Below are 21,472 nucleotides of genomic sequence, written 5' to 3'. Positions count from 1 at the left end.
TTATGATATACTTGCACTAAATCAATAAATGATATTAAAGGAGCCCTTATGAAAATCATTCAATTAGAATACTTCTGCGCCGTTAGTCGCTTTCACAGCATCACCCAAGCTGCCCAACACCTTTACGTAACACCACCGGCGATTTCCAGCGCCATCAAAGAATTGGAAAAGGAATTCTCCATTAGTCTCTTTACCCGCAGTAAAAATCACGTGACGCTCACAAAAGAAGGGGAACTCTTTTATCAAAAAGCGGCTAATCTTCTGCAGACTATCAACCAAACCACCTCCGAATTTATGGATCTAGGGAAGCAAGCAATCCCCATCAAGGTGGGAATTCCGCCCCTCCTTAGCACAATCTTTTTTCCAGAGATGCTAATCGCTTTTCAAAATGAATACCCTGATATTCCCGTAGAATTATATGAATACGGTTCTCTACGCGCGGCCAAACTAGTTCAGGAAGACGCCCTTGATCTAGCTCTAGTAAATATGAACTTCTACGAGCTTGATAAGCTTAACTCCTACCGCATCCTCTCGGATAAAATTGTCTTCTGTGTATCAAAAAAACATCCACTAGCCAAAGAAACGTCTATCACCGTAGACTTGCTTAAAGATGAACCCTTAATGATGTATAACTCTGATTCTGTTCAAAACAGCACCCTCAATGAGCTTTTCGAAGCCGCCGGCATAAAGCCCAATATTATTATGCAAGCCAGTCAGCTATACACCATTCGCAACTTCATCAGCCATAACTTAGGCGGTGCTTGCATCTATTCTTCACTGCTTGCCAACATGCCCGAGTTTGCCGGAATTCCGATTATGCCCACCGTCGAACAAGAAATCGGGATCGTCTGGCCAAAAGGAAAGTATTTAAGTAGCCGCGTAGAAAAATTTATCAATTTCACCAAAAAGCACGCACCTGCGGTTACCGAGAGGCTATTTGCAAAATAATCGCTCCTTCCTTATCTGTCCGTCGAATCATTATCGCTCTTTCTCGTAATCGGGAAAGAGTTTCTTGATGGGGATGCCCATAGAGATTACGCTTTCCCACCGAGATAATAGCAAGTTCTGGCTTTGCCTGTTCTAAAAATTCGTCGCTGGTACTACCCTTTGAGCCGTGATGAGCCACTTTAAGCACATCTATATCTATATCCGCTTCTATCAATGCCTTGGTTAACGCCTTTTCGCCCTCTCCTTCTACATCACCGGTAAAGAGCACGCTTTTCTTTCCATATTCTAAAAGTAAGACTAAAGAAGCTGCATTTTCATCCTGGTACAGTCGCTCTGGATGCAGACCGGTGAGCTTTACTCCGTCTATCTCCATTCCCTTTCCTTGGTCTAGAAAAAGACACGTTATCCCGTTTTTTTGCGCTAGATTTTTAAGCTCATGCAATTCCGAATCGGCATTTATATAAGCCGGAAAGATAAGCGTCTCTATCGGAATGCTCTTGGCTTCTCGCTCAATCATCTCCTTAATCCCACTGTAATGATCCTTATCCCCGTGGGAGACGAACACGTAGTCTAGCTTCTTAATTCCGTAATATTCTAAAGTCGGCTCTAGTCGGTATTTCGCCAGCTCTTCTACAGAAGTACTCCCGCCATCGATAAGAATATTTTGTCCGCCTGGAGTCGTAATTAACGTCCCATCTCCTTGTCCCACATCGAAAAAGATGATTTTTAGGTCGTTATCCGCACAAGTATGTCCGATAAAAAACGTACCACCAAATAGTGCTCCACTTAAAGCAATGAGACGTATCCATTTTTTAAAAGAATGCTTATGCCAAGCCCAAATAAAGATAGCAAGCAATATATAATATATAACAATCACTTGAACATTTGCCTTTCCATTGATTACCCGTGCTCCTGGAATATGTAACGTCTTTTCCGCTAGTACTTCATATAGCCACAGCACTTTCCCCGTGATAAAAAAGCAGGGTCTCCCTACGATGGCTACGCCTCCTAACACGCCACCGATAATCCCTAACGCCACGATTACGGAAAGCAAGGGAATGATTAATAGATTTAAAAAAATTGAGTAAAGGGGAACCTCAAAGAAGGAATAAGACAGCGCTCCTAAAAGCATGATTTGTACACAGGCTCCTGGCAAAATGAGAGGCAAGGGAATATCCGAGACCACCGGATACAGAAGAATCAATCCGAGAATAGCTAGGTAGGATAAATAAAAACCAGCGCCAAGAAGAGCGAAAGGGTTTACCAGCACTGTCAGTAGTGCCGCTACGGCCACGGCCGTATAGGCGTCGTACTTTCTTCCAGTTATCTCGGCGCCTACTCGGAAGAGAAACATAACGGTGGCCCGAAAGATGGAGACCGAAAAGCCAATGAGAAAGCTGTATCCCAAAAGAAAGACAATCCCTAAGCCGCCTGCTACTTTAAACGAACCGGTCATCCTTCTAATCAGCCCAAATAACGTCATGCCGATCAGGGAGATATGAAGGCCAGAAATAGATAAAACATGACCAATTCCGGAGAGCTGATACGTCTCTTTAAGGCTGGGGTCAATTTCCCTTTTCTCACCTAGAAGGATGCCATTAATCACTTGTCCATTTCGCTCGCCCAGGCCCGCCACAAGCGTATCCCCAATTCTTTGCTTGAGAGCATAGACACCTTCTCCGAGGGGACTATATCTTGCTTCTGTAACTGTAATTTCTTCAGCGCTCACAGACGCGTAAATCCCTTTTTTGGCATAGTAAAACCGAAGATCGTAATTCCCGGGGTTACGAGCTTCTTCATAAAAGCTAAGTTTTCCTGTTATCTCAAGGTGGTTTTTGATTTTGACAGAGACTGACTGATCGCAGTAGACGATTAACCTTCGTTCTGTCATTAGATGTGACTGAGATTTGATCTGAACATTTTTTAGATAAAAGATTTGCTGATCCTTCGCTTCTAGGCGGTCATAGACTTGACCGCTTACTTGCACTCGTTCTTTGTCTTTGCCATAGTCCCTAACTGGTGAAGGGCGTATATCTTCAAGATAATAACGCCCACCAAGCACTACTAGGGTCCAGAGGAGCGAAAAAAGGATCACGCACGTAGACATTAGTGGTCGATTTTTCAATCTGCTTTATTCCTCAATAATATCCCTATTCTTGGAAAACGGCTTACTAAGAGAGATGTTCTCTTTGTACTTAACATCGCTTTCGCCGTTTATGGATATTTGCACTTTCTGTACACTTTCGCTGGTATCGATAATCGAATTTACCAGCGAGTAAATGGTTACTTCTGGGCTCGTCTTCCCTTGCGTACTCATAAAACTCTCGCTTAGATTTAAGTAACAGATGCCATCCTTTACCGTAACCCCCAGGACGATTACATCACTGGCAAGAGGCGACGTTTCCTCTTTTGTTTTCGTGCCCTTAATCAACTTTTCCACGACCAGCTTTTCAATAGAAGAGTTACTGTTATAACGCACACTTTTCATTCTTTTCACCAGCTTATCACCGGTTTGATTGCCGTAGTATAGAGCGATTTTAGCCGTCTCTGTGGTATGAATGCTGGCGCCAATATTTTCAATAAAGTCTTCCTTGTGAAGAACGCCCCTTGCCTGCCCATCTGCATCTGCAAGCTCACTATCATCAATATAGACCTGGACGCCTTCAATCTCGGGGAACTGGGTCAAAGTATAGGTCATCCCGCCAAGAAGCAAGGTTTCACTTAGTTTAGTCAAGCCTGTAAACGCGCCGTTAAAATGGACCCCCGCGACCCCTTTACTAAATGTCACCTTCTTTACTTTAACACCTTCAGAAAGTAAAGAGCGCACCTTCTCCCCCTCTTCTGGCCTATCCATAGCCTCAAGGGCTTCCTGAGCTCTTTTTAACGTACTTTTTTCTGTGTATTCGTAGGCTCTTTTTTCCAATCCCGTCCCGTCTAAATTCAGATAATACACAAAGGACTGATCCTTTCCAACTTCTTCCTGACGGTCACATCCCGAAAACACCAGTAAAGATAAAAGTATCATTGTAAATATTTTAGTTGCTTTCATTAAGTATTCTCCTTAGATAGCAATATAAGTCAAAGGAATACGAACGTTAAAATCTGTACCACCGTCGTCATTTCCTTGAACCTTAATCGCTCCGCGGTGCAATAACACAGCGCTTCTCGCAATCGATAGACCCAGTCCCGTTCCGGAAATCTCACCTGATCTAGACTTGTCCACTCGGTAAAAACGCTCAAAAATCCGTTCTCCTTCTTCTTCGGGAATACCAATTCCCGAATCGCTAATGATAACGGTGAACCACTTATGATCTGCATCTAGCGTCACCTTAACCCAGCCATTGTCGTGGTTGTATTTAATCCCGTTCTCGATTAGATTACTAAAGGCGAGAACTAGCTTTATCTCGTCCACTTCAGCCATCACCGGTCCATAGCTTTCAAAGACTAGCTCGATATTCCGCTCAGCTGCTACTGGCCGTAAGCGTTTTAAAATCCGCTCTAACATCTCATTGATATTTTGGCCCTCGATAGTTAGGTGAGGATTTGTCTTATCTAGTTTTACTAGCGTCAACAAATCATTAATAACGATATTCTCCCTGTCAATCTCCTCAGAAAGATCCTGCATAAATTCTCGGTATAGCTCAGGCGGCACGTCTTCCTGTGCTAATAATGAGTCCGCTAAAACCTTCATCGAGGTCAGCGGCGTCTTCAGCTCATGAGAAACATTCGCCACAAACTCTTGGCGGGAATCATCTAGCACCTTCATTCTTCCTAGCATCTTATTAAAGGCTACCGAGAGAACCTCCGTCTCTTCATAAGCATTCTCATGAAGATAATCGTCATCAAAGCCTTCCGTCACCGCTTCAATGGAATCGGTGATACGCCGAAACGGACGCACTACTTTCGAACCGATAAGAAAAGCGATTAGGGCAATTACCACTGTCATAATAATAATGAGAACTTCTGTTACCCCTTCTAAAATAGACATAGTTTCGGCAATGGCATTGGTGGAAACGCTGGTTAGCATAACGCCGAGCACTTCTTTTTTATTGCTATCGTAAATCGGCGAGGATATTTCAATATACTTATTCTCAGCATCGTAAAACGTAGCCGAATTTCCTGCACTGGCTTTTGAAACGCTTTCTGATATTATCACTCTGCCCCTGTCTAGATCATACGTATCAAAAACTACCGCAAATTCATCATTTACGACCATAATTCGTCCACTATAAATGTTAGCTAATTGGGATAACTCCGACTGCAAAACTTCCCCATTTGGGTCCTTTAGAAAGTTTGCTTCAGCAATTTGATTACATAGAATCGTACATTGGTTCTGCACCTCTGCCGTTCGCACCTCTACCGCCCGTGACTCATAATTCCTGATTAACACTTTTTGCATAATCAAGGTAGGAATGATACCAACTAGCAGAATGATGAGAACCAAATGCACTCTCAGACTTTTTAACGTTTTGAAATGTAAATACTTTTTAACCCCTGAAATAATAACCCACTCCCCACTTCGTGTGAACGTATTTCGGATCACTTGGATTTTTTTCGATCTTTTCGCGCAGTCTTCTAATATGTACGTCCACCGTACGCACATCTCCTGGATACTCATAACCCCAGACGATATTAAGAAGCTCTTCACGAGAGTAGACTTTATTCGGATTCAAAGCCAACAGCTCGATCAAATCAAACTCCTTGGCTGTTAAATTAATTTCGTTTCCACCTATAAAGACCGAGTGACTATCGCAGTCAATGCGCATGCCGGCCTTTTCGATGACTCGCTTCTTGCTTCCATGGTTCTCGCTCTTTTCCGTTCGGCGCATAATAGCCTTCATCCGGGCCTTCACCTCCAGGATATTAAAGGGTTTGGTTACGTAATCATCAGCACCATAATCGAGGCCAAGGATTTTGTCCATATCCTCGCCCTTTGCCGTCAGCATAATAATCGGCACATCAGAAAACTCACGAATCTGCTGACACACTTCGAGACCATTCATCTTTGGCAGCATCACGTCCAGCAAAATAATATCATAGCTATTGTCCTGCGCTAGCTCTAAGGCCGCTTCACCGTCCATCGCCGTGTCCACTTGCATATCGTCTTGTTCAAGGCTGAAGCGAATCCCCTTTAATATTAATTTTTCATCATCAACTACCAATACTCGTTTTGCCATGCTCTCTCCATTTATACCTTTATTTTATCTTTCAGGCGATTAAACGTACTCTCGCCAATCCCTGACACTTCCTGTAATTCTTCGATCGTTGTAAACTTCCCCGTTTCTTCTCTATACAAAATAATTGCTTCTGCTTTTGCCTCGCCAATCCCTGATAAGCTCATCAGCTCTTCTTTAGAAGCCGTATTTAGATTAATCAGCGTCTCTCCCGGAGCACCCTCGCTCTCGGCAACCACCTCATCCGCCTTTGGTACGTACAGGCGCATCCCATCACTGAGCACCTCTGCTAGATTAAGCAAAGACGCCTCGCCTTCGCCGGTCACACCACCGGCGGCCGCAATCGCTTCGAAGACTCGGGCTCCTTCTTCTAGCTCATAGACTCCAGGATTTATTACCTGACCGCAGACGTGAACAAAAATCGGCACTGGCTCTTCCTCAGGAAGCGCTTCTGCCGCTTCCACTTCTGAAAGTTCAATGACCTCTTCTTTAGTCTCTTTTTTACACGCCAAAAGCAGGAGGGCTAATCCTGCAATTAATAAACCAATAGTTATTCTCTTTTTCTTCATACGCACATCCTCAATAAACTCGCCAAATCGCTTATTAAGTTTCTCTTATGCACGCTTCTATTGTACTATATTCCGTTGTAAAAAAGCTATAGGGTTTCTTTCAAAATCTGGATCATCTGATCCACATGTTCTTTTTCGATAACGAGTGGTGGCACAAAACGAATCGTATTGCTACCGGCGCCAATTAATAAAAGCTTCTTCTCAAAGGCTTTTTGAATATACGCTCCAGGCGCTTCCTTAAGCTCTACCCCTTGCATAAGCCCCACGCCCCGCACCTCTTTGATAATCGGCTTCTGGGCCATTAACGCTTTCAGAGACTGCTCTAGGTAACTGCCCACCTCTTTTACATGGGTTAGAATATCGCTTTTCTGAAAGATTGTGGCGACCGTTTGCACCGCCTGAAGAGCTAACGGATTCCCGCCGTACGTCGTCCCGTGATCCCCTGGTGCTAAAGAATTCGTAGCCAGCTTCTCACTTAGACCAAAGGCGCCGACAGGAAAGCCATTGCCAATCGCCTTAGCCATAACGAGGATATCCGGTTTTACGTCGTATTGCTGCCAAGCAAAATAGGAGCCCGTTCGTCCCATCCCGCACTGAATTTCGTCATATATGAGCACCAAGTCGTGCGCATCGCAGAGCGCTCTAACACCTGCTAAGAACTCCTTTTGACTTGGGAAGATTCCCCCTTCACCTTGTATTGGCTCTAAGATAATCCCGCAAGTCTCGTCATCAATCAGGGCCTTTACGCTCTCCAAATCGTTCATCTTCCCAAAGCTTACTCCCGGTACTAACGGCTCAAAAGGCGTGCGGTAGCTTTCTGTTCCCGTTACCGAAAGGGCTCCGAAGCTACGCCCGTGAAAAGAATGCTCTAGGGCGATAAACTTATAGCGCCCGCTTTCTTTCCCGTAGGCGTATTTACGAGCGGCTTTAAGTGCCCCCTCAATCGCCTCTGTCCCACTATTGGTAAAAAAGACTCTCTCCATTCCCGAAAGTTCCAGAAGCTTCTCCGCCGCCGGTGCTGTGTTCTCACTATAATAAAGATTAGAGGTATGAATTAGCTTGTCAAATTGGGCTTTCATCGCCTCTTTATACTCTTCATTGCTATAACCAAGTGAGGACACGGCAATGCCCGCACCAAAATCTAGATACTTCTGGCCGTCGGTATCATATAAATATACGCCTTCGCCGCGTTCAAAAACCACGGGGAAGCGATTATATGTATGCAAAATCGCTTTTTCTGCCGCTTGAATATACTCCATCTTTACTCTCCCTTATAGAACTTGGTATTCTCATCGTCTAAAATCGCCGTGCCGATCCCTCTATTGGTGAAAAATTCAAGTAACAAGCAATGAGGAATGCGACCATCTAAAATATGCACCCGGGATACTCCTGACTCAATCGCTTCAATACAGTTGTTTAGCTTCGGTAGCATTCCGCCGCCGATAAAGCCTGAAGACATTAATTCTTTTGCTTCTCGGACGTGAAGCTCAGAGATCAGGGTTTCTGGATCTTCTGGATCCTTATACACCCCTTCAATATCGGTAAGGAAGGCTAACTTCTCCGCTCCCATGGCTTTAGCAATCACGCAAGCTGCGTCATCCGCATTGATATTATACGTGTTAAACTCATCATCCATGCCGATTGGGCAGACAATCGGGAGAAAATCCTTTTCCAGGAGGTCGTTCAAAATCTCGGAATTCACTTCCGTCACTTCTCCCACATAACCGATATCCTCGCCATCAGCTAGCTTTTTCTGCACTTTTAGAAGACCGCCGTCTTTTCCGCTTACACCGATAGCGCGAACGCCTAGACTTTCTACTAATTGCACTAGGTTCTTATTGACCTTACCAAGAACCATCTCCACTAGCTCCATGGTATCGTCATCGGTTACTCGCAACCCGTTAATGAACTTCGGCTCCATCCCTACTTTTCCGACCCAGCGACTGATTTCTTTGCCGCCGCCGTGAACGATAATCGGCTTAAACCCAACTAATTTTAACAAGGTCACATCTTTAATCACTTGTTCCTTTAACTCATCATCTACCATGGCGCTACCGCCGTATTTCACCACAATAATCTTACGGTTAAAGCGCTGAATATAAGGAAGGGCCTCAATTAAGACCTCTGCCTTATCTAAATATTTTTGCATTTCGTGTTTTTTTACCATCTTATTAGCTCCTATAATCTGCATTGATATCGATATATCCGTGGGTCAAATCACAGCCCCAGGCCGTACCCGTCTCCTGCCCCTGCTTCAAATCAGCAATCGCCTTTACGTATTCCTCTGAGAGGATCTTGGTTGCCAATTCTTCACTATAATCGGTAGCAACGCCACTGGCCATAATCTGCACGGTGCCGGCAGCACTTTCAAAGAATAAGTCCACCACCTCTGGGTCAAATTCTTCCCCGGCGTAACCCATCGCACAGAGAACCCGGCCCCAGTTCGCATCGTGTCCGGCAATAGCGGTCTTCGTAAGATCGGAGCACACCACCGACTTAGCAATCACTTGAGCTTGTTTCTTTGTTTTCGCCCCTTTCACCGTTACTTCAAAAAGAGCCGTTGCGCCTTCGCCGTCACCGGCAATGGCTTTTGCTAAGTATTCATTCACCTGATGAAGGGCTGCCTTAAAATCATCATACGCCTTCGTCCCCGGAAGAATCTCTTCATTTTCCGCTAGACCATTGGCTAATACTAGGACCGTATCATTGGTGGAAGTATCACCATCTACAGAAATCATGTTGTAAGTATCACTCACATCTTCACTAAGGATTTGCTGAAGCACTTCCTGACTAATTAGAGCGTCGGTGGTAATAAAGCTAAGCATGGTGCACATGTTCGGGTGAATCATGCCGGAACCCTTGGCCATTCCCCCTACCGTTACTTCTTTATCACCGATATTAAAAGCAATTGCTAGTTCTTTTTCTTTCGTATCTGTGGTCATAATCGCCTTAGCTGCAGCTGTTCCCGCGGCCACATCACCTGTCTTTGCTTTTGCAAGCGCCTCGATCCCTGAAAGCATCTTCTCTACCGGTAGTTGCATACCGATGACGCCTGTGGAACCCAGCAAAACCGCCTCTGAGATACCTAATACTGCCTGTGCCTTCTCGGCTACCACTTGACAATAACCATCCCCTTCGGCGCCGGTACAAGCGTTGGCAATTCCCGAATTCACCACAATCGCCCCGGCCTTTTCTTTCGCCTGCACAATCTTCATATCCCACTTAACCGGTGCTGCTTTTACCACGTTGGTGGTAAAGGTGCCGGCAACCACGGCTGGCGTGGTACTGATGATTAGGGCCATATCCGTTCTATCTTTATATTTAATATTTGCCGCTACCGCCGCTGCCTCATATCCTTTTGGGCTAGTAACGCCTCCTTTAATCTCTCTCATAAGCTATTCCTCCTCATTATTAAACGCCACAATGTTCTCCGTATTCAAAATAAAATCGTAACAGTTTAAATCTTCTCTTTTCGTCCAACCAATACCGTTCCAAAAGGCGTTACCACCATCATTTCTGACATAGGCAAGCAAAATCACCTTGGTAATGTCTTCCACTTTTAAGGCCTCCATTGCCTTTACCACCATGGCTCTGCCGATCCCTCGGCGGCGATAGTGCTTGTCCACACACACGTGGTAAAAACTAGCCACCCGGCCGTCGTGTCCACAGAGGATGCTCCCGACAATCTTACCGTCATATACCGCCACCATACTGGTGGTAGGATTACGCTTTAAGAACCTTTCTACATATTCCTTAGAATCGTCTACCTTCTTCATGCCAAAGCCTTCAATACGCTTCCACAGACGATAGACTTCTTCGTAGTCCTTCTCATTCATTACTCTTATCATTACTCTACCTCTAGGGGAACATCGGCACAAGGTCAAGTCCCATATTTTCTGGAAGTCCGAAGATCAGATTCATATTCTGAACAGCCTGACCAGCGGCACCCTTCACTAAATTATCCATCGCTCCCATCATAATCACTCGGTTTGTCCGAGAGTCCACTTTTACATTCACATCCACATAGTTGCTGCCCTTTACCCAGCGAGTCTCGGGACACTGTCCGGAAGGTAGTAAACGAACAAATTTCTCTTGCTGATAATGCTCTTCGTATAGTGAACGAATCTCTTCTTCACTAACTTTTTCCTTTAAGGTTCCATAGGCGGTAATCAAAATCCCCCGATTCATCGGCACCAGATGAGGTGTAAAGTTAAGCACTACCGCTTCCCCGGAAGCGTAGCTTAGCTGTTCTTCAATTTCCGGAGTGTGGCGGTGACTGGCCACACCGTAAGCCTTAATGCTTTCGTTCACTTCACAGTATAGATTATCCACCTTGGCACCGCGACCGGCACCACTGGTTCCCGACTTAGCATCGATAATCAAAGTGTTCATCTCGATGAGTCCCGCCTTGGCTAAGGGATAGATAGCTAAAGTTGAGCAAGTCGGATAACAACCAGGATTGGCGATTAATCTCGCCCCTTTAATCTGCTCCCGGTTTATTTCACACAAACCGTAGACAGCTTCGTTAATTAACTCCATGCTTTGATGGGAGATTCCGTACCACTGCTCGTAAGTAGCCACATCTTTGATCCGATAATCTGCACTCAAATCCACCACTTTCGTCTTTGCCAAAAGCTCTTTCGTCAAAATCCCCGCTAGATACCCTTGAGGCGTGGCGGTAAAAATCACGTCCGCTTGCTGGGCTAATTCTTCGAGATTATCGTCAAGGCATCTACCTTCTACGAGTTCAAACATATTTCTATATACACTGGCATACTCTTCACCTATATAACTGCGTGATCCATACCAGATAATCTTCACTTCCGGATGTCCTAATAAAATTCGTACCAATTCGCCGCCGGCATACCCGGTAGCGCCAATGATTCCTACCTTAATCATACTCATACCTTCTTTCCCGTCTTAAGAGCTTACGTTATGCAAAAACGAGCCTATGAAAAGGCTCGTTATAAGCTTTCGCATAATTATACATCATTTATGCATATTATGCAACATCTTTATTTTCTTATCTGACCATTACCAAAGATAACAAACTTGGTGGTGGTTAGCGCTGCTAAGCCCATCGGCCCGCGGGCGTGTAGCTTCTGGGTACTGATACCGATTTCGGCACCGTAGCCGAATTCACACCCATCGGTAAACCTAGTTGAGGCATTTACATAGACCGCGGCTGCATCCACTCGTTCCTGGAAAAGGTCCGCGTGCTCTAGGTGATTCGTCACGATCGTCTCCGAATGCCCCGTATTATATTCATTAATATGAGCAATCCCTTCATGGACGTCACCGACAATCTTTACCGAGATAATCCCGTCTAGGTATTCACTTCCCCAGTCATCAGCCGTCGCCTTTACAAGTTCTGGACTGATTTTTCTCGCCTCTTCATCACCGCGAATTTCAATTCCGTGCCCCGCTAGTCTGGCGACAATCTTTGGAAGCACTTGGCTGGCGATTTCCCGGTCGATAACCAAAGACTCACAAGCATTACAGACGCCTAATCGCTGGGTCTTGGCATTTTCAATAATATTTACCGCCATCTCCTGATCAGCAAAGCGGTCTACAAAGACGTGGCAATTCCCCGTTCCCGTCTCGATGGTAGGAACTGTACTATTTTCCACTACCCGGTTAATAAGACCCGCCCCGCCCCTAGGAATTAGCACGTCTAGGTATTCATTTAGCTTCATCATCTCATCAGCCACTTCGTAGCTGGTATCCTCTACCAAGATAATTCCGTCCTGAGAGATTTTACAACGATTAAGCCCTAATTTAATGGCGCTTGTAATTGCCTTATTGGAATTGATCGCATCTGAGCTCCCTCTTAAGACCGCTACATTATTCGTCTTAAAGCAAAGACCAAAAGCATCTGCTGTGACATTGGGTCTGGATTCGTAGATAATTCCCACCACGCCTAGGGGAACTCTCTTCTTTCCAATCCGCAGACCATTGGGACGAACCTTCACTTCATCAAACGCCCCCACTGGATCTTCTAACAGACTGATTTCCCGCAGGCCCTCGGCCATGGCGGCGATTCGCGCCTCATCTAAGTACATTCGATCAATGAGAGAGCTCTTCATCCCGGCTGCCTTTGCCGCTTCCACGTCTAGGCGATTACCGGTCATAATCTCGGCTTCTTTCTCTTCTAAGGCATCCGCTACCGCCAAAAGTGCCGCTGTCTTTTCCTCCTGACTTAAGTACGCAATGCTCTTCTTCGCCTCTTTCGCCCGTTTACCAATTACTTGCATGTAACTCATCCTCGCCACCTCCGTGTCTGCGCTTATTCACCTTATCCATATGCTTCTTGTAGATATCTTTGATCGGTGCCACCTCATTCTCACCCTTATATTCGCTATTTGCCGCCAGGAACAAGGTGCCGATCTTCTTTCCTGCCATCACGTCATTAATGGTATAGATACTCTTGCCATTTGCGATTACCATATCCGCATTGGCTTTCGTCGCAATCTTCGCGGCCTTAATCTTTGTCGCCATGCCCCCAGTCCCTACAGAACTTTTCGCACCGCGTCCCATTTTCACCAGATTGCTATCGATATTGCTAACTGTATGGACAAAGCGAGCATTTGGATTCTCTTTCGGATCGTCGGTGTAAAGTCCATTGATATCACTCATTAAGATTAGTAGGTCGGCTTCCACAAGCGCTGCTACGTAAGCTGCCATGGTATCGTTATCACCAAAATTGCCGTACTTCTCCTCATCTACCGAAATAGCGTCATTCTCATTTACAATAGGAATTACCTTCATCGCTGAAAGTTGATCAAAGGTCTCCTTTGCATGCTGGGCACACGTCTTGTTGGCGATAGACTCCTTCGTTAGAAGTACCTGAGCCGTCAAATACCCATATTCAGCAAACAGCTTCTCATAAATCATAATCAGCTTCCCTTGACCGACAGCCGCACAGGCCTGAGCTGTCGCCTTATCCTTAGGGCGCTCTTTCATTCCTAGGACATTGCGCCCGATCCCGATGGCACCTGAGGAAACGACGATAACTTCCTTCCCCTTGTTAATCAAGTTGGTCAGAATGCGCACGAACTTCTCTAACTTATCTAAATCGATATTCCCTGTCGCTTCATGGGTAATGGTTGATGTCCCTACCTTAATTACAATCTTTTGTTTATCCTTTAATGTCTCCCGTACATCCATAGCTCTCTTCTCCTTTAAACCTAAAGTATAATCGCATTTGTAGTTTGTGAACATAAAATAGAATTTGCGCTTGGCAAATTCTGGCGCCTTCGGCGTGTGCATACGCACAAAATACATTACGCCGAAGTGCGCATCCTCGCGGAGCGCTTTTTATGTAACAGGAAAGTTCAAAGAACTTTCTTGTTACATAAGAAAGACAGGGCTAAAGTTCACACTTTAGCCCTGTCCTAAAATTTTCCTAATAACAAATTTAAACAGCTCTACATGTATACCTTATCCTGCTTCTTACCATGTGAAATTTTTCTACGCAAAATAACCCCAGCGGGACTGGGGATACACGGCACAAAAATAACACTGCTTGCAGTGAGTGCAGAGGTTTCTTCTTTTAATTCATTTATCGCAGAAATGTACTTTTTCATCCGTCTGCTCCTCTTTACATGTGGTCCATTAGTTTTTCTTAATTATACATAAGTGTGTACTTTTGTCAAGTACAGTGTTAAACTTAAGGACGATTTAAGAAAATACTATTGCATATTTATTAAATATGTTGTATATTTATTTACAGTTCTAAATTCAGAGGAGGATTTTAAAATGAAAGAAAAAGTTGTACTTGCCTATTCAGGGGGACTTGACACTACTGCCATCATTCCTTGGCTTAAAGAAAATTTTGATTATGAAGTAATCTGCTGTTGCATCGACTGCGGACAAGGCGAAGAATTAGACGGTCTAGAAGAAAGAGCAAAGCTTTCCGGAGCTTCTAAATTATATATTGAAAACGTAATTGACGATTTCTGTGATAACTACGTAATGCCTTGCGTGAAAGCCGGTTCTGTCTACGAAAACAAATACCTATTAGGAACGGCGATGGCTAGACCGACGATTGCTGCTAAGCTTGTCGAAGTCGCTAGAAAAGAAGGCGCTACCGCTATCTGTCACGGTGCTACCGGTAAGGGAAATGACCAGATTCGCTTTGAACTGGGAATCAAAGCCCTGGCACCTGATCTTAAAATCATCGCTCCTTGGCGAATGACCGACGTTTGGACAATGGAATCTAGAGAAGACGAGATTGCCTACTGCAAGGAACACGGCATCGACCTTCCTTTTGATGCTAGTCACAGCTATAGCCGTGACCGTAACTTATGGCACATCAGCCATGAAGGCTTGGAATTAGAAGACCCTGCTGTAGAGCCAAACTACGATGACCTACTTGTGCTCGGCGTCTCACCTGAAAAAGCCCCAGACGAAGGCGAATACATCACCTTAAGCTTTGAGGCCGGTGTTCCTACAGCCATAAACGGCGTTAAGAAAAAGGTATCGGAAATCATCACTGATTTGAATGCTATCGGCGGAAAACACGGGGTGGGCATTATCGATATCGTAGAAAATCGCGTAGTTGGTATGAAATCACGGGGCGTCTATGAGACTCCTGGCGGTACCATCTTAATGGAAGCTCATGATCAACTAGAAGAACTGGTACTTGACCGTGATACCTATGCGGTAAAGAAAGACTTGGGTAATAAATTCGCCCAAGTTGTCTATGAAGGAAAATGGTTCACGCCACTACGTGAAGCGATTCAGGCTTTTGTAGATGTGACCCAGAAATACGTAACCGGAGAGGTTAAACTAAAGGTGTATAAAGGAAATATCATCAAAGCTGGCACCACCTCTGACTACTCTCTCTATAGCGAATCCCTAGCTAGCTTCACAACTGGTGAGCTATATGACCACCACGACGCGGAAGGCTTTATCAATCTTTTCGGACTTTCACTTAAAGTTCGTGCACTTAAAAAGCAAGAGCTCGACAGCAAGAAATAAAACAGCGTACAATTATCCCCTTGGGTGCATGCCCAAGGGGATTTTTTAGAAAAACGTGCTTTTCTCTTGCTAAAAACTCAGAAAAATGTGTTTTTTTTACTTATTTTTCTTAGAAAAACGTGTTACAATAATTTTAACAGAAAGGGGATGATACCATGAAACGAAATGCAATGCAAAATTTGATAAACTGGAAAGCTAATTCTGAGCGTAAACCCTTAGTCTTAAAAGGTGCACGACAAGTGGGAAAAACTTGGCTAATGAAAGAGTTTGGGGAAAATCATTACGCCAACTATGTCTATTTCAACTTCGATGAAGATGATGAACTAAAATCCATTTTCGAAGTTAACAAAAATCCTCAGCGGATTATCGAGTTGCTGTCTTTGATAATCGGCGAAAAAATCACTCCTAACGAGACACTCATTATCTTCGATGAAATACAAGAGTGTTCTGAGGCCCTCAACGCTCTGAAATATTTTAAAGAAAAGGCAAACGACTATCATATAATTGCCGCCGGAAGCCTGCTAGGAACCCTGCTTGCAAAACCAAAGTCTTATCCTGTTGGTATGGTTAATCTCCTCGATATTTCCCCTCTTACTTTTGATGAATTTCTCGCTGCTACTAATCCGTCTCTTTATTCTTACTATGATAGTATTCAAAAGAATCAACAAATTGAGGATATTTTTCACCAACGATTATTAGAAGCTTATAATAACTACCTCATTATTGGTGGAATGCCAGAATGTGTTAATTCATGGATTACTCATAAAGATCCTGTCATGATATCTCAAATACAAAAGGAACTAATCGAGGTCTACGAAAACGATTTTTCCAAACACAACGGAAACGTCAACAGTGGACGAATCCTAATGGTTTTCCGTAGTATCGTTGCCCAGCTTGCTAAGCCCAACGAGAAGTTTATGTATGGGTCTGTGCGCACCGGCGGAAGAGCACGTGATTTTGAGGAAGCGATTGAATGGCTAGTTTCCGCCGGAATGTTGTATCGTGTTTATAATGTCTCTAAAACAGAGCATCCTCTTGCCGCTTTTGACAAACTTGATCAGTTCAAACTATTTCTCTTTGATACTGGCCTTCTCAAACATATGGCCGGTATTGATAATGGCGCTATTCTCTTAAAAAGCGATTATCAATTCAAAGGACCGCTAACAGAAAACTATCTTCTTCAACAGCTTCATGGACAATTTGAAGTTGCACCACGTTATTTTTCCGATAAAAACAGCGAGATTGATTTCATCCTCCAATATGGCACAGAAATAATTCCCATCGAAGTGAAAGGTGGAGAAAACAAATCCGCACCTTCATTTAAAAGATACATTGGGGAACACCATCCTGGGAACGCTTTACGTTTCTCAAAAAGAGGGTATCGAAAAGATGGGGCTATTACCAATCTGCCTCTATATCTTGCGCGGAAGACCAAAGACATCCTTAATGAATATTAAGCTAATCCCTCGTATTCCATTAATCTCCTTTTGTTAGAATAGTTTAACGTTAAAGGAGGTAAATGAATTGCAAGAAAATATGATTATGTACAACCGTTTTTTTGTCGAAAACGAGCTTTACGCCCCCCGGTTAGCATCCAAGAAACCGGCTAAAAAGACCGCCATTCTAACTTGTATGGATACCCGCTTGACCAATCTCTTATCCGCCGCCCTAGGCCTTAAAGATGGGGATGCCAAAATTATCCGTAACGCCGGTGGTCTTGTCTTGAATGAATACGATACGACGATTCGTAGTCTGTTGGTCGCCATTCTGCAGTTTGATATTAAATACTTAGCCGTTATCGGCCACACCGATTGTGGTGTTAGCAAGCTTGCACCAGCTAATATCCAAAAGGAGCTAATCGATCGAGGTATCTCGCAAAAGGTTCTTGACGATTTTTCCAGTAAATGCTCCGCTTTTGCCGATTGGTTCACTGGGTTTAACACGATCGAAGAGGAAGTTAAAAAAAGTGTAAGGCTCCTCAGGAATCACCCGCTCATGCCAAAAGATGTAAGCATCCACGGGTATGTGATGGAGACGGAAACAGGTGCTCTTTCCCACGTACTTTAACCCCCTTCGAAGATTTAAAGTTCCTTATCAATTAGAAAAAGTTCCTTGGTTTTGCAATTCACTGCGAAACCAAGGAACTTTTTATTGTCTTATATAGAACTAGAACTGAATCACACCGGTAAAGATACCTACTACTAGGCAAGCAACACTAACATTCCACATCCAGCCAAAGCATCTTTTAATATGCGCTTTAATATCTACTCCTGCCAGGCCAATACCTAAGTATGTTGCCGGTACCACAGGACTAATAAACGTAGCACAGTTGCGACAAACTACCATAGCAATCGCCGTGTGTGCTGGATTGACACCAAACGCATTTCCTACCGTAATCAGTACTGGTAACAAGCCGAAGAAATAAGCGTCTGTACAGAACATCATCGATAGAGGTACCGATAACACACCAATAATAATTGGTAAGAAACGCCCCATTGAGGCTGGAATCAAGCTAGCGATAGCCGTTGCCATGTTGTTCATAATTCCCGAACTTTCCAAAACCCCTAAGAATACACCTGCAGCTAAGATCGTAGAAGCCATCATGAGAGCCGAACTTGCATGAGCTTTTATTCTTTTATTCTGGGCTTTTGAACCCGAGTAATTCACTAGAAGCGCTAGGGCACATCCAATCATGAAGGTAAAGTACGCTGGTAAATCTGACAAAAGCACAAGGGCTAAGATTACACTAAGGGTTAAGATTACATTGAAAACAAAAAGCTTTGGTCTGGCTAATTCTTCTTTATCTACCTCTTCTGTCTCCTCTAATTCGGAATAGTCTTCGACTTCCAAGGTGCTATTAATACCGGCACCACGCTTTTTTTCCACATAGCCCCAGAATAGTGCTGTACCAACGGCAATGACTATTCCCGCTATTTGCATAGGGATAAGCTGTAGCCACAAAGCATTTGCTTCTATTCCCAAAACGGTGGCGGCCCGCATTGTCGGTCCTCCCCAAGGTAAGAGATTCATAACTCCCATAGCCGTCACGCAGATTAGCAACAAGGTTGTCGGACGCATCTTTAACTTTTTGTATATTGGTAGCATAGCCGGAATCGTAATCAAAAAGGTAGAAGCACCGCCGCCATCAAGATGTCCAATCATTGCGATAAGACACGTCATTAGCGTAACACCGATTACATTATTACCTACTTTTTTAACCAAAGCATTGATAATCCTGTCAAACATCCCTACATCGTTCATAATCCCGAAAAACAATACCGAGAAGATGAACAGAGCCGCCGTTCCGTGGACACCAGCTACTCCTTCTTTCACAAATTCTCCCATTTCTCCAACGCTAAATGTACCTGTCGCAATTAGGACCACCGAAGTGACCAACCCCACACCAATAAAGGCAATAGAGGGAATCGTCACGTTCCTAAGCAATAGGACAATCACCATTAGGATTGAGGCAAACCCTAAGGCCGCCAACATTACTTCACTCATATACTTTCCTCCTCAAATTTATTTGATAAGTGAAGTATAAAGCGTTAACCTTACAGAACTAATCAGCTACTCTTAATACTTATTAAGAATGCTTCTAGCTTTTTCTAAAATCGCCACATCTGATAACGGTTTCTCTAAATAATCGTCAATAAGCCCCTGATTCTTCGCCTCTAGAACCTCTCGGTCTACCACATCTACGGCTATTAGTTTGATCAATTCTGGATATTTTCCTTTAAGCGACATCGCGAAAGTAATTCCATTTTCTCCACCAATGCTCTGGTCTAGGATAATAATACCCGTCTTTTCATTTAGTAGCTTCTCGGCTTCGGTGTAAGTGCGAGTAGTAAAAACCGTAATTCCAATCTTGGTTAGATTTTTTTCTAGCATGGACAAAACTTTCGGATTATCATCGACGATAACGATGCTTTCTTCATTACCACTTCTAGCATCTTGCGCCTCCTGAATATACGCTGCCGATACCAAGGGCAAAAAGATGGTAAACGTACTACCAACACCCTCTTCACTAGATACCAAAATCCTGCCTTTATGAGACCTGATAATCTGATCTGCTAGGGCGAGACCTAGACCCGTCCCTTCGCCCGCTTGCTTCGTGGTGAAAAAAGGGGTAAAAATCTGCTTAATAACCTCCTCGCTCATACCGCTACCGGTATCTTGTATTTCGATTTTTAAATATTCCGTCCATACCTCACTCTCAAAGTCTGTCCTTTTGGCAAGGGAGCTACGAATCCAAATGGTTCCTGGATTCTGACCAATTGCTTGAATTCCATTCAACACGATATTAAGCAAGACTTGACTTATCTGCGTACGATTCCCTAGGATATATGCGTTTTCTGCAACCTTCTCAGCCACTAATTGAATGTTATCTGAGCAGATAGACTGCACCATCTTAAGGGAGCGCTCCATCACTTCTTGAACGGATAATTTACGGAAAACCGTCTCCATATTCTTCCGGCTCATTGAAGACAATTGATGAATAATCTCCTTCGCTTTTAAAGCGGCATCTTGAATTTCTTTCACTTGCTCTTGTTCATCTACTCGGCCTTCCATCTCCAGCAAGAGCAAATCCGCATAACCAAGGATTGGTGTTAGCAGATTATTAAACTCATGAGCAATACCGCCTGTCATCGTCCCCATAATCTGCAAACGCTGGCTATGAGCGATATTTTCTTCACTTTTACGCATTTTCTCTAGCACATCGGTTAGCCCCGTTAAATACTCAATTTTTTCCGTATCTCTCTGTCTCTGAATCAGCAGACGGCCAATGTAGACAAGAACTAAGATCAATAAAACCGTGGCTGTCGCAAAGAGGATGACTAGCTTCATATACCCCTCAGCGATCGGCACATAAAAGTCGTCATAATCAATGACCGTACTCACAATTAAGAAGGTATCTCCAATCACTGCCGGTACATAAGCGCTTATCTTCTTAACCCGCGCGCCATCGGCGCCTTCTGGCCCATCCATCTTTTGCCACCAATAGGAGTAGTATTCACTAATCCCTTGCTTTCCTTCTCGCTGCTTTTCAATCATTTTTTCCAGACTGGAATAATCAGCTGAGGGATAAAGCTCCATTCGCCCCTCAATAACATTCAGCCCTAATTGATCATCCGTCGGGTACATTAAAATGACACCCTCACTATCCTTTATAACCGCATAACCATTTGTCCCCATAGGTACATTCGCCATGATAGACTGATAATATTTCTTGCCATCGAGAAGAATGGAGATATAGCCGCCAGCCGCTAGCTTACGCTTAATCGCCAGATACTTCTCTTCATTATCTAGAGCTACTAGTTGCAAATTTGTCTTTTCGTCTATCCGTGAATCTGAAAGCACCTCTTTAATGCCTTGGCCTAACGTGCTACGCACGAATGCCAGGTTATTGTCCTCCAAGACGATATCATAAACAAATAGCTCATGAACCTTAACGTATACGGCCACGTTTTCCCACGCTGCTTCTGAGGAAAAATCCTCATTTTGCGTCTCGCACAAATAATCCAAATCATAGATATAAGAAGGTAAATTCGCCTCCATCCCTTCACCGATTGACTTAGCAGTCAAGAGCATTTGTTCTTTTTGCTGCTGAATCATTTGCCCTTTATAGTCATTCCAAATATTAAACCCGATATAGAGAAAGGAAAAGAAGATTACGACACCGCCAACTATCAGTCCCGCGTTAATATACTTACGATTGTTCTTCCCTTTTTCCATGACTCACCTACCCTTTATTGACTTGCCACTTGGCTACCTTTATAATTGTATTATATCTTATGA

General features: G+C 44.0%; 19 protein-coding genes. 4 read left to right on the top strand and 15 right to left on the bottom strand.

What is annotated here, in order from left to right; genetic code table 11:
- Positions 1 to 48 precede the first annotated feature (48 nt).
- Positions 49 to 948, top strand: coding sequence for a LysR family transcriptional regulator (locus NHH16_RS08150; RefSeq protein WP_262069099.1), 900 nt, complete (start codon positions 49 to 51; stop codon positions 946 to 948).
- Here the strand turns inward: NHH16_RS08150 and NHH16_RS08145 are convergent.
- The 13 genes from NHH16_RS08145 to NHH16_RS08085 form a co-directional block, all read right to left on the bottom strand.
- Positions 923 to 3,073, bottom strand: a complete 2,151-nt coding sequence (locus tag NHH16_RS08145; protein WP_262069098.1) for a DNA internalization-related competence protein ComEC/Rec2 — start codon at positions 3,071 to 3,073, stop codon at positions 923 to 925. The genes NHH16_RS08150 and NHH16_RS08145 overlap by 26 nt on opposite strands.
- A gap of 6 nt (positions 3,074 to 3,079) precedes the next feature.
- Positions 3,080 to 3,997, bottom strand: a complete 918-nt coding sequence (locus tag NHH16_RS08140) for a GerMN domain-containing protein (protein WP_262069097.1) — start codon at positions 3,995 to 3,997, stop codon at positions 3,080 to 3,082.
- 12 nt (positions 3,998 to 4,009) lie between these two features.
- Entirely contained in the window at positions 4,010 to 5,491 is a 1,482-nt protein-coding gene (locus NHH16_RS08135; RefSeq protein ID WP_262069096.1) for a sensor histidine kinase, read from the bottom strand.
- Positions 5,436 to 6,125, bottom strand: a complete 690-nt coding sequence (locus tag NHH16_RS08130) for a response regulator transcription factor (RefSeq protein WP_262069095.1) — start codon at positions 6,123 to 6,125, stop codon at positions 5,436 to 5,438. Before NHH16_RS08130 ends, NHH16_RS08135 begins: the two co-directional genes overlap by 56 nt.
- An 11-nt stretch (positions 6,126 to 6,136) precedes the next feature.
- Positions 6,137 to 6,691, bottom strand: a complete 555-nt coding sequence (locus tag NHH16_RS08125) for a helix-hairpin-helix domain-containing protein (protein WP_262069094.1) — start codon at positions 6,689 to 6,691, stop codon at positions 6,137 to 6,139.
- An 86-nt stretch (positions 6,692 to 6,777) separates the two neighbouring features.
- Positions 6,778 to 7,950 (bottom strand): aspartate aminotransferase family protein, encoded by a 1,173-nt coding sequence (locus NHH16_RS08120; protein WP_262069093.1) that lies wholly within the window; start codon positions 7,948 to 7,950, stop codon positions 6,778 to 6,780.
- A gap of 2 nt (positions 7,951 to 7,952) precedes the next feature.
- A complete protein-coding gene (gene argB / locus NHH16_RS08115) occupies positions 7,953 to 8,858 on the bottom strand; it encodes an acetylglutamate kinase (RefSeq protein ID WP_262069092.1) in 906 nt (301 codons plus the stop codon).
- A 4-nt stretch (positions 8,859 to 8,862) separates the two neighbouring features.
- Positions 8,863 to 10,083, bottom strand: coding sequence for a bifunctional glutamate N-acetyltransferase/amino-acid acetyltransferase ArgJ (gene argJ / locus NHH16_RS08110; protein ID WP_262069091.1), 1,221 nt, complete (start codon positions 10,081 to 10,083; stop codon positions 8,863 to 8,865).
- Between the two features lie 3 nt (positions 10,084 to 10,086).
- Complete coding sequence (locus NHH16_RS08105; protein ID WP_262069090.1) at positions 10,087 to 10,539, bottom strand: GNAT family N-acetyltransferase; 453 nt, start codon at positions 10,537 to 10,539, stop codon at positions 10,087 to 10,089.
- 10 nt (positions 10,540 to 10,549) lie between these two features.
- Positions 10,550 to 11,590 (bottom strand): N-acetyl-gamma-glutamyl-phosphate reductase, encoded by a 1,041-nt coding sequence (gene argC / locus NHH16_RS08100; protein WP_262069089.1) that lies wholly within the window; start codon positions 11,588 to 11,590, stop codon positions 10,550 to 10,552.
- Between the two features lie 116 nt (positions 11,591 to 11,706).
- Positions 11,707 to 12,954, bottom strand: coding sequence for a glutamate-5-semialdehyde dehydrogenase (locus NHH16_RS08095; protein WP_262069088.1), 1,248 nt, complete (start codon positions 12,952 to 12,954; stop codon positions 11,707 to 11,709).
- Positions 12,929 to 13,858 carry a glutamate 5-kinase gene (gene proB / locus NHH16_RS08090; RefSeq protein WP_262069087.1) on the bottom strand — a complete coding sequence of 310 codons (930 nt, stop codon included), beginning with the start codon at positions 13,856 to 13,858 and terminating at the stop codon, positions 12,929 to 12,931. The genes NHH16_RS08095 and proB overlap by 26 nt, the downstream gene beginning before the upstream one ends.
- 260 nt (positions 13,859 to 14,118) lie before the next feature.
- Positions 14,119 to 14,277, bottom strand: a complete 159-nt coding sequence (locus NHH16_RS08085) for a hypothetical protein (RefSeq protein ID WP_262069086.1) — start codon at positions 14,275 to 14,277, stop codon at positions 14,119 to 14,121.
- 172 nt (positions 14,278 to 14,449) lie between these two features.
- On the opposite strand from NHH16_RS08085, the gene NHH16_RS08080 reads away from it, so the two are divergent.
- From NHH16_RS08080 to NHH16_RS08070, 3 genes are all read left to right on the top strand, one after another.
- Entirely contained in the window at positions 14,450 to 15,673 is a 1,224-nt protein-coding gene (locus tag NHH16_RS08080) for an argininosuccinate synthase (RefSeq protein ID WP_262069085.1), read from the top strand.
- Positions 15,674 to 15,828: 155 nt separating this feature from the next.
- Entirely contained in the window at positions 15,829 to 17,130 is a 1,302-nt protein-coding gene (locus tag NHH16_RS08075) for an ATP-binding protein (RefSeq protein ID WP_262069084.1), read from the top strand.
- A gap of 67 nt (positions 17,131 to 17,197) precedes the next feature.
- The gene (locus NHH16_RS08070; protein WP_262069083.1) at positions 17,198 to 17,740 is read left to right on the top strand and encodes a beta-class carbonic anhydrase; all 543 of its coding nucleotides are present in this window, start codon (positions 17,198 to 17,200) and stop codon (positions 17,738 to 17,740) included.
- Between the two features lie 99 nt (positions 17,741 to 17,839).
- Here the strand turns inward: NHH16_RS08070 and NHH16_RS08065 are convergent, their stop codons facing one another.
- Together NHH16_RS08065 and NHH16_RS08060 are read right to left on the bottom strand one after the other, a co-directional pair.
- Positions 17,840 to 19,177: a CitMHS family transporter gene (locus NHH16_RS08065; RefSeq protein ID WP_262069082.1), complete on the bottom strand. Its 1,338-nt coding sequence runs from the start codon at positions 19,175 to 19,177 to the stop codon at positions 17,840 to 17,842.
- A 72-nt stretch (positions 19,178 to 19,249) separates the two neighbouring features.
- Positions 19,250 to 21,409, bottom strand: coding sequence for an ATP-binding protein (locus tag NHH16_RS08060; RefSeq protein WP_262069081.1), 2,160 nt, complete (start codon positions 21,407 to 21,409; stop codon positions 19,250 to 19,252).
- Between the last annotated feature and the right edge of the window lie 63 nt (positions 21,410 to 21,472).

Source organism: Ohessyouella blattaphilus (assembly GCF_024721265.1).
GTDB classification, from domain to species: Bacteria; Bacillota; Clostridia; order Lachnospirales; family Lachnospiraceae; genus Aequitasia; species Aequitasia blattaphilus_A.
Note: the sequence above shows the minus strand (reverse complement) of the source record. Positions and strands in the feature narration are given on the sequence as shown.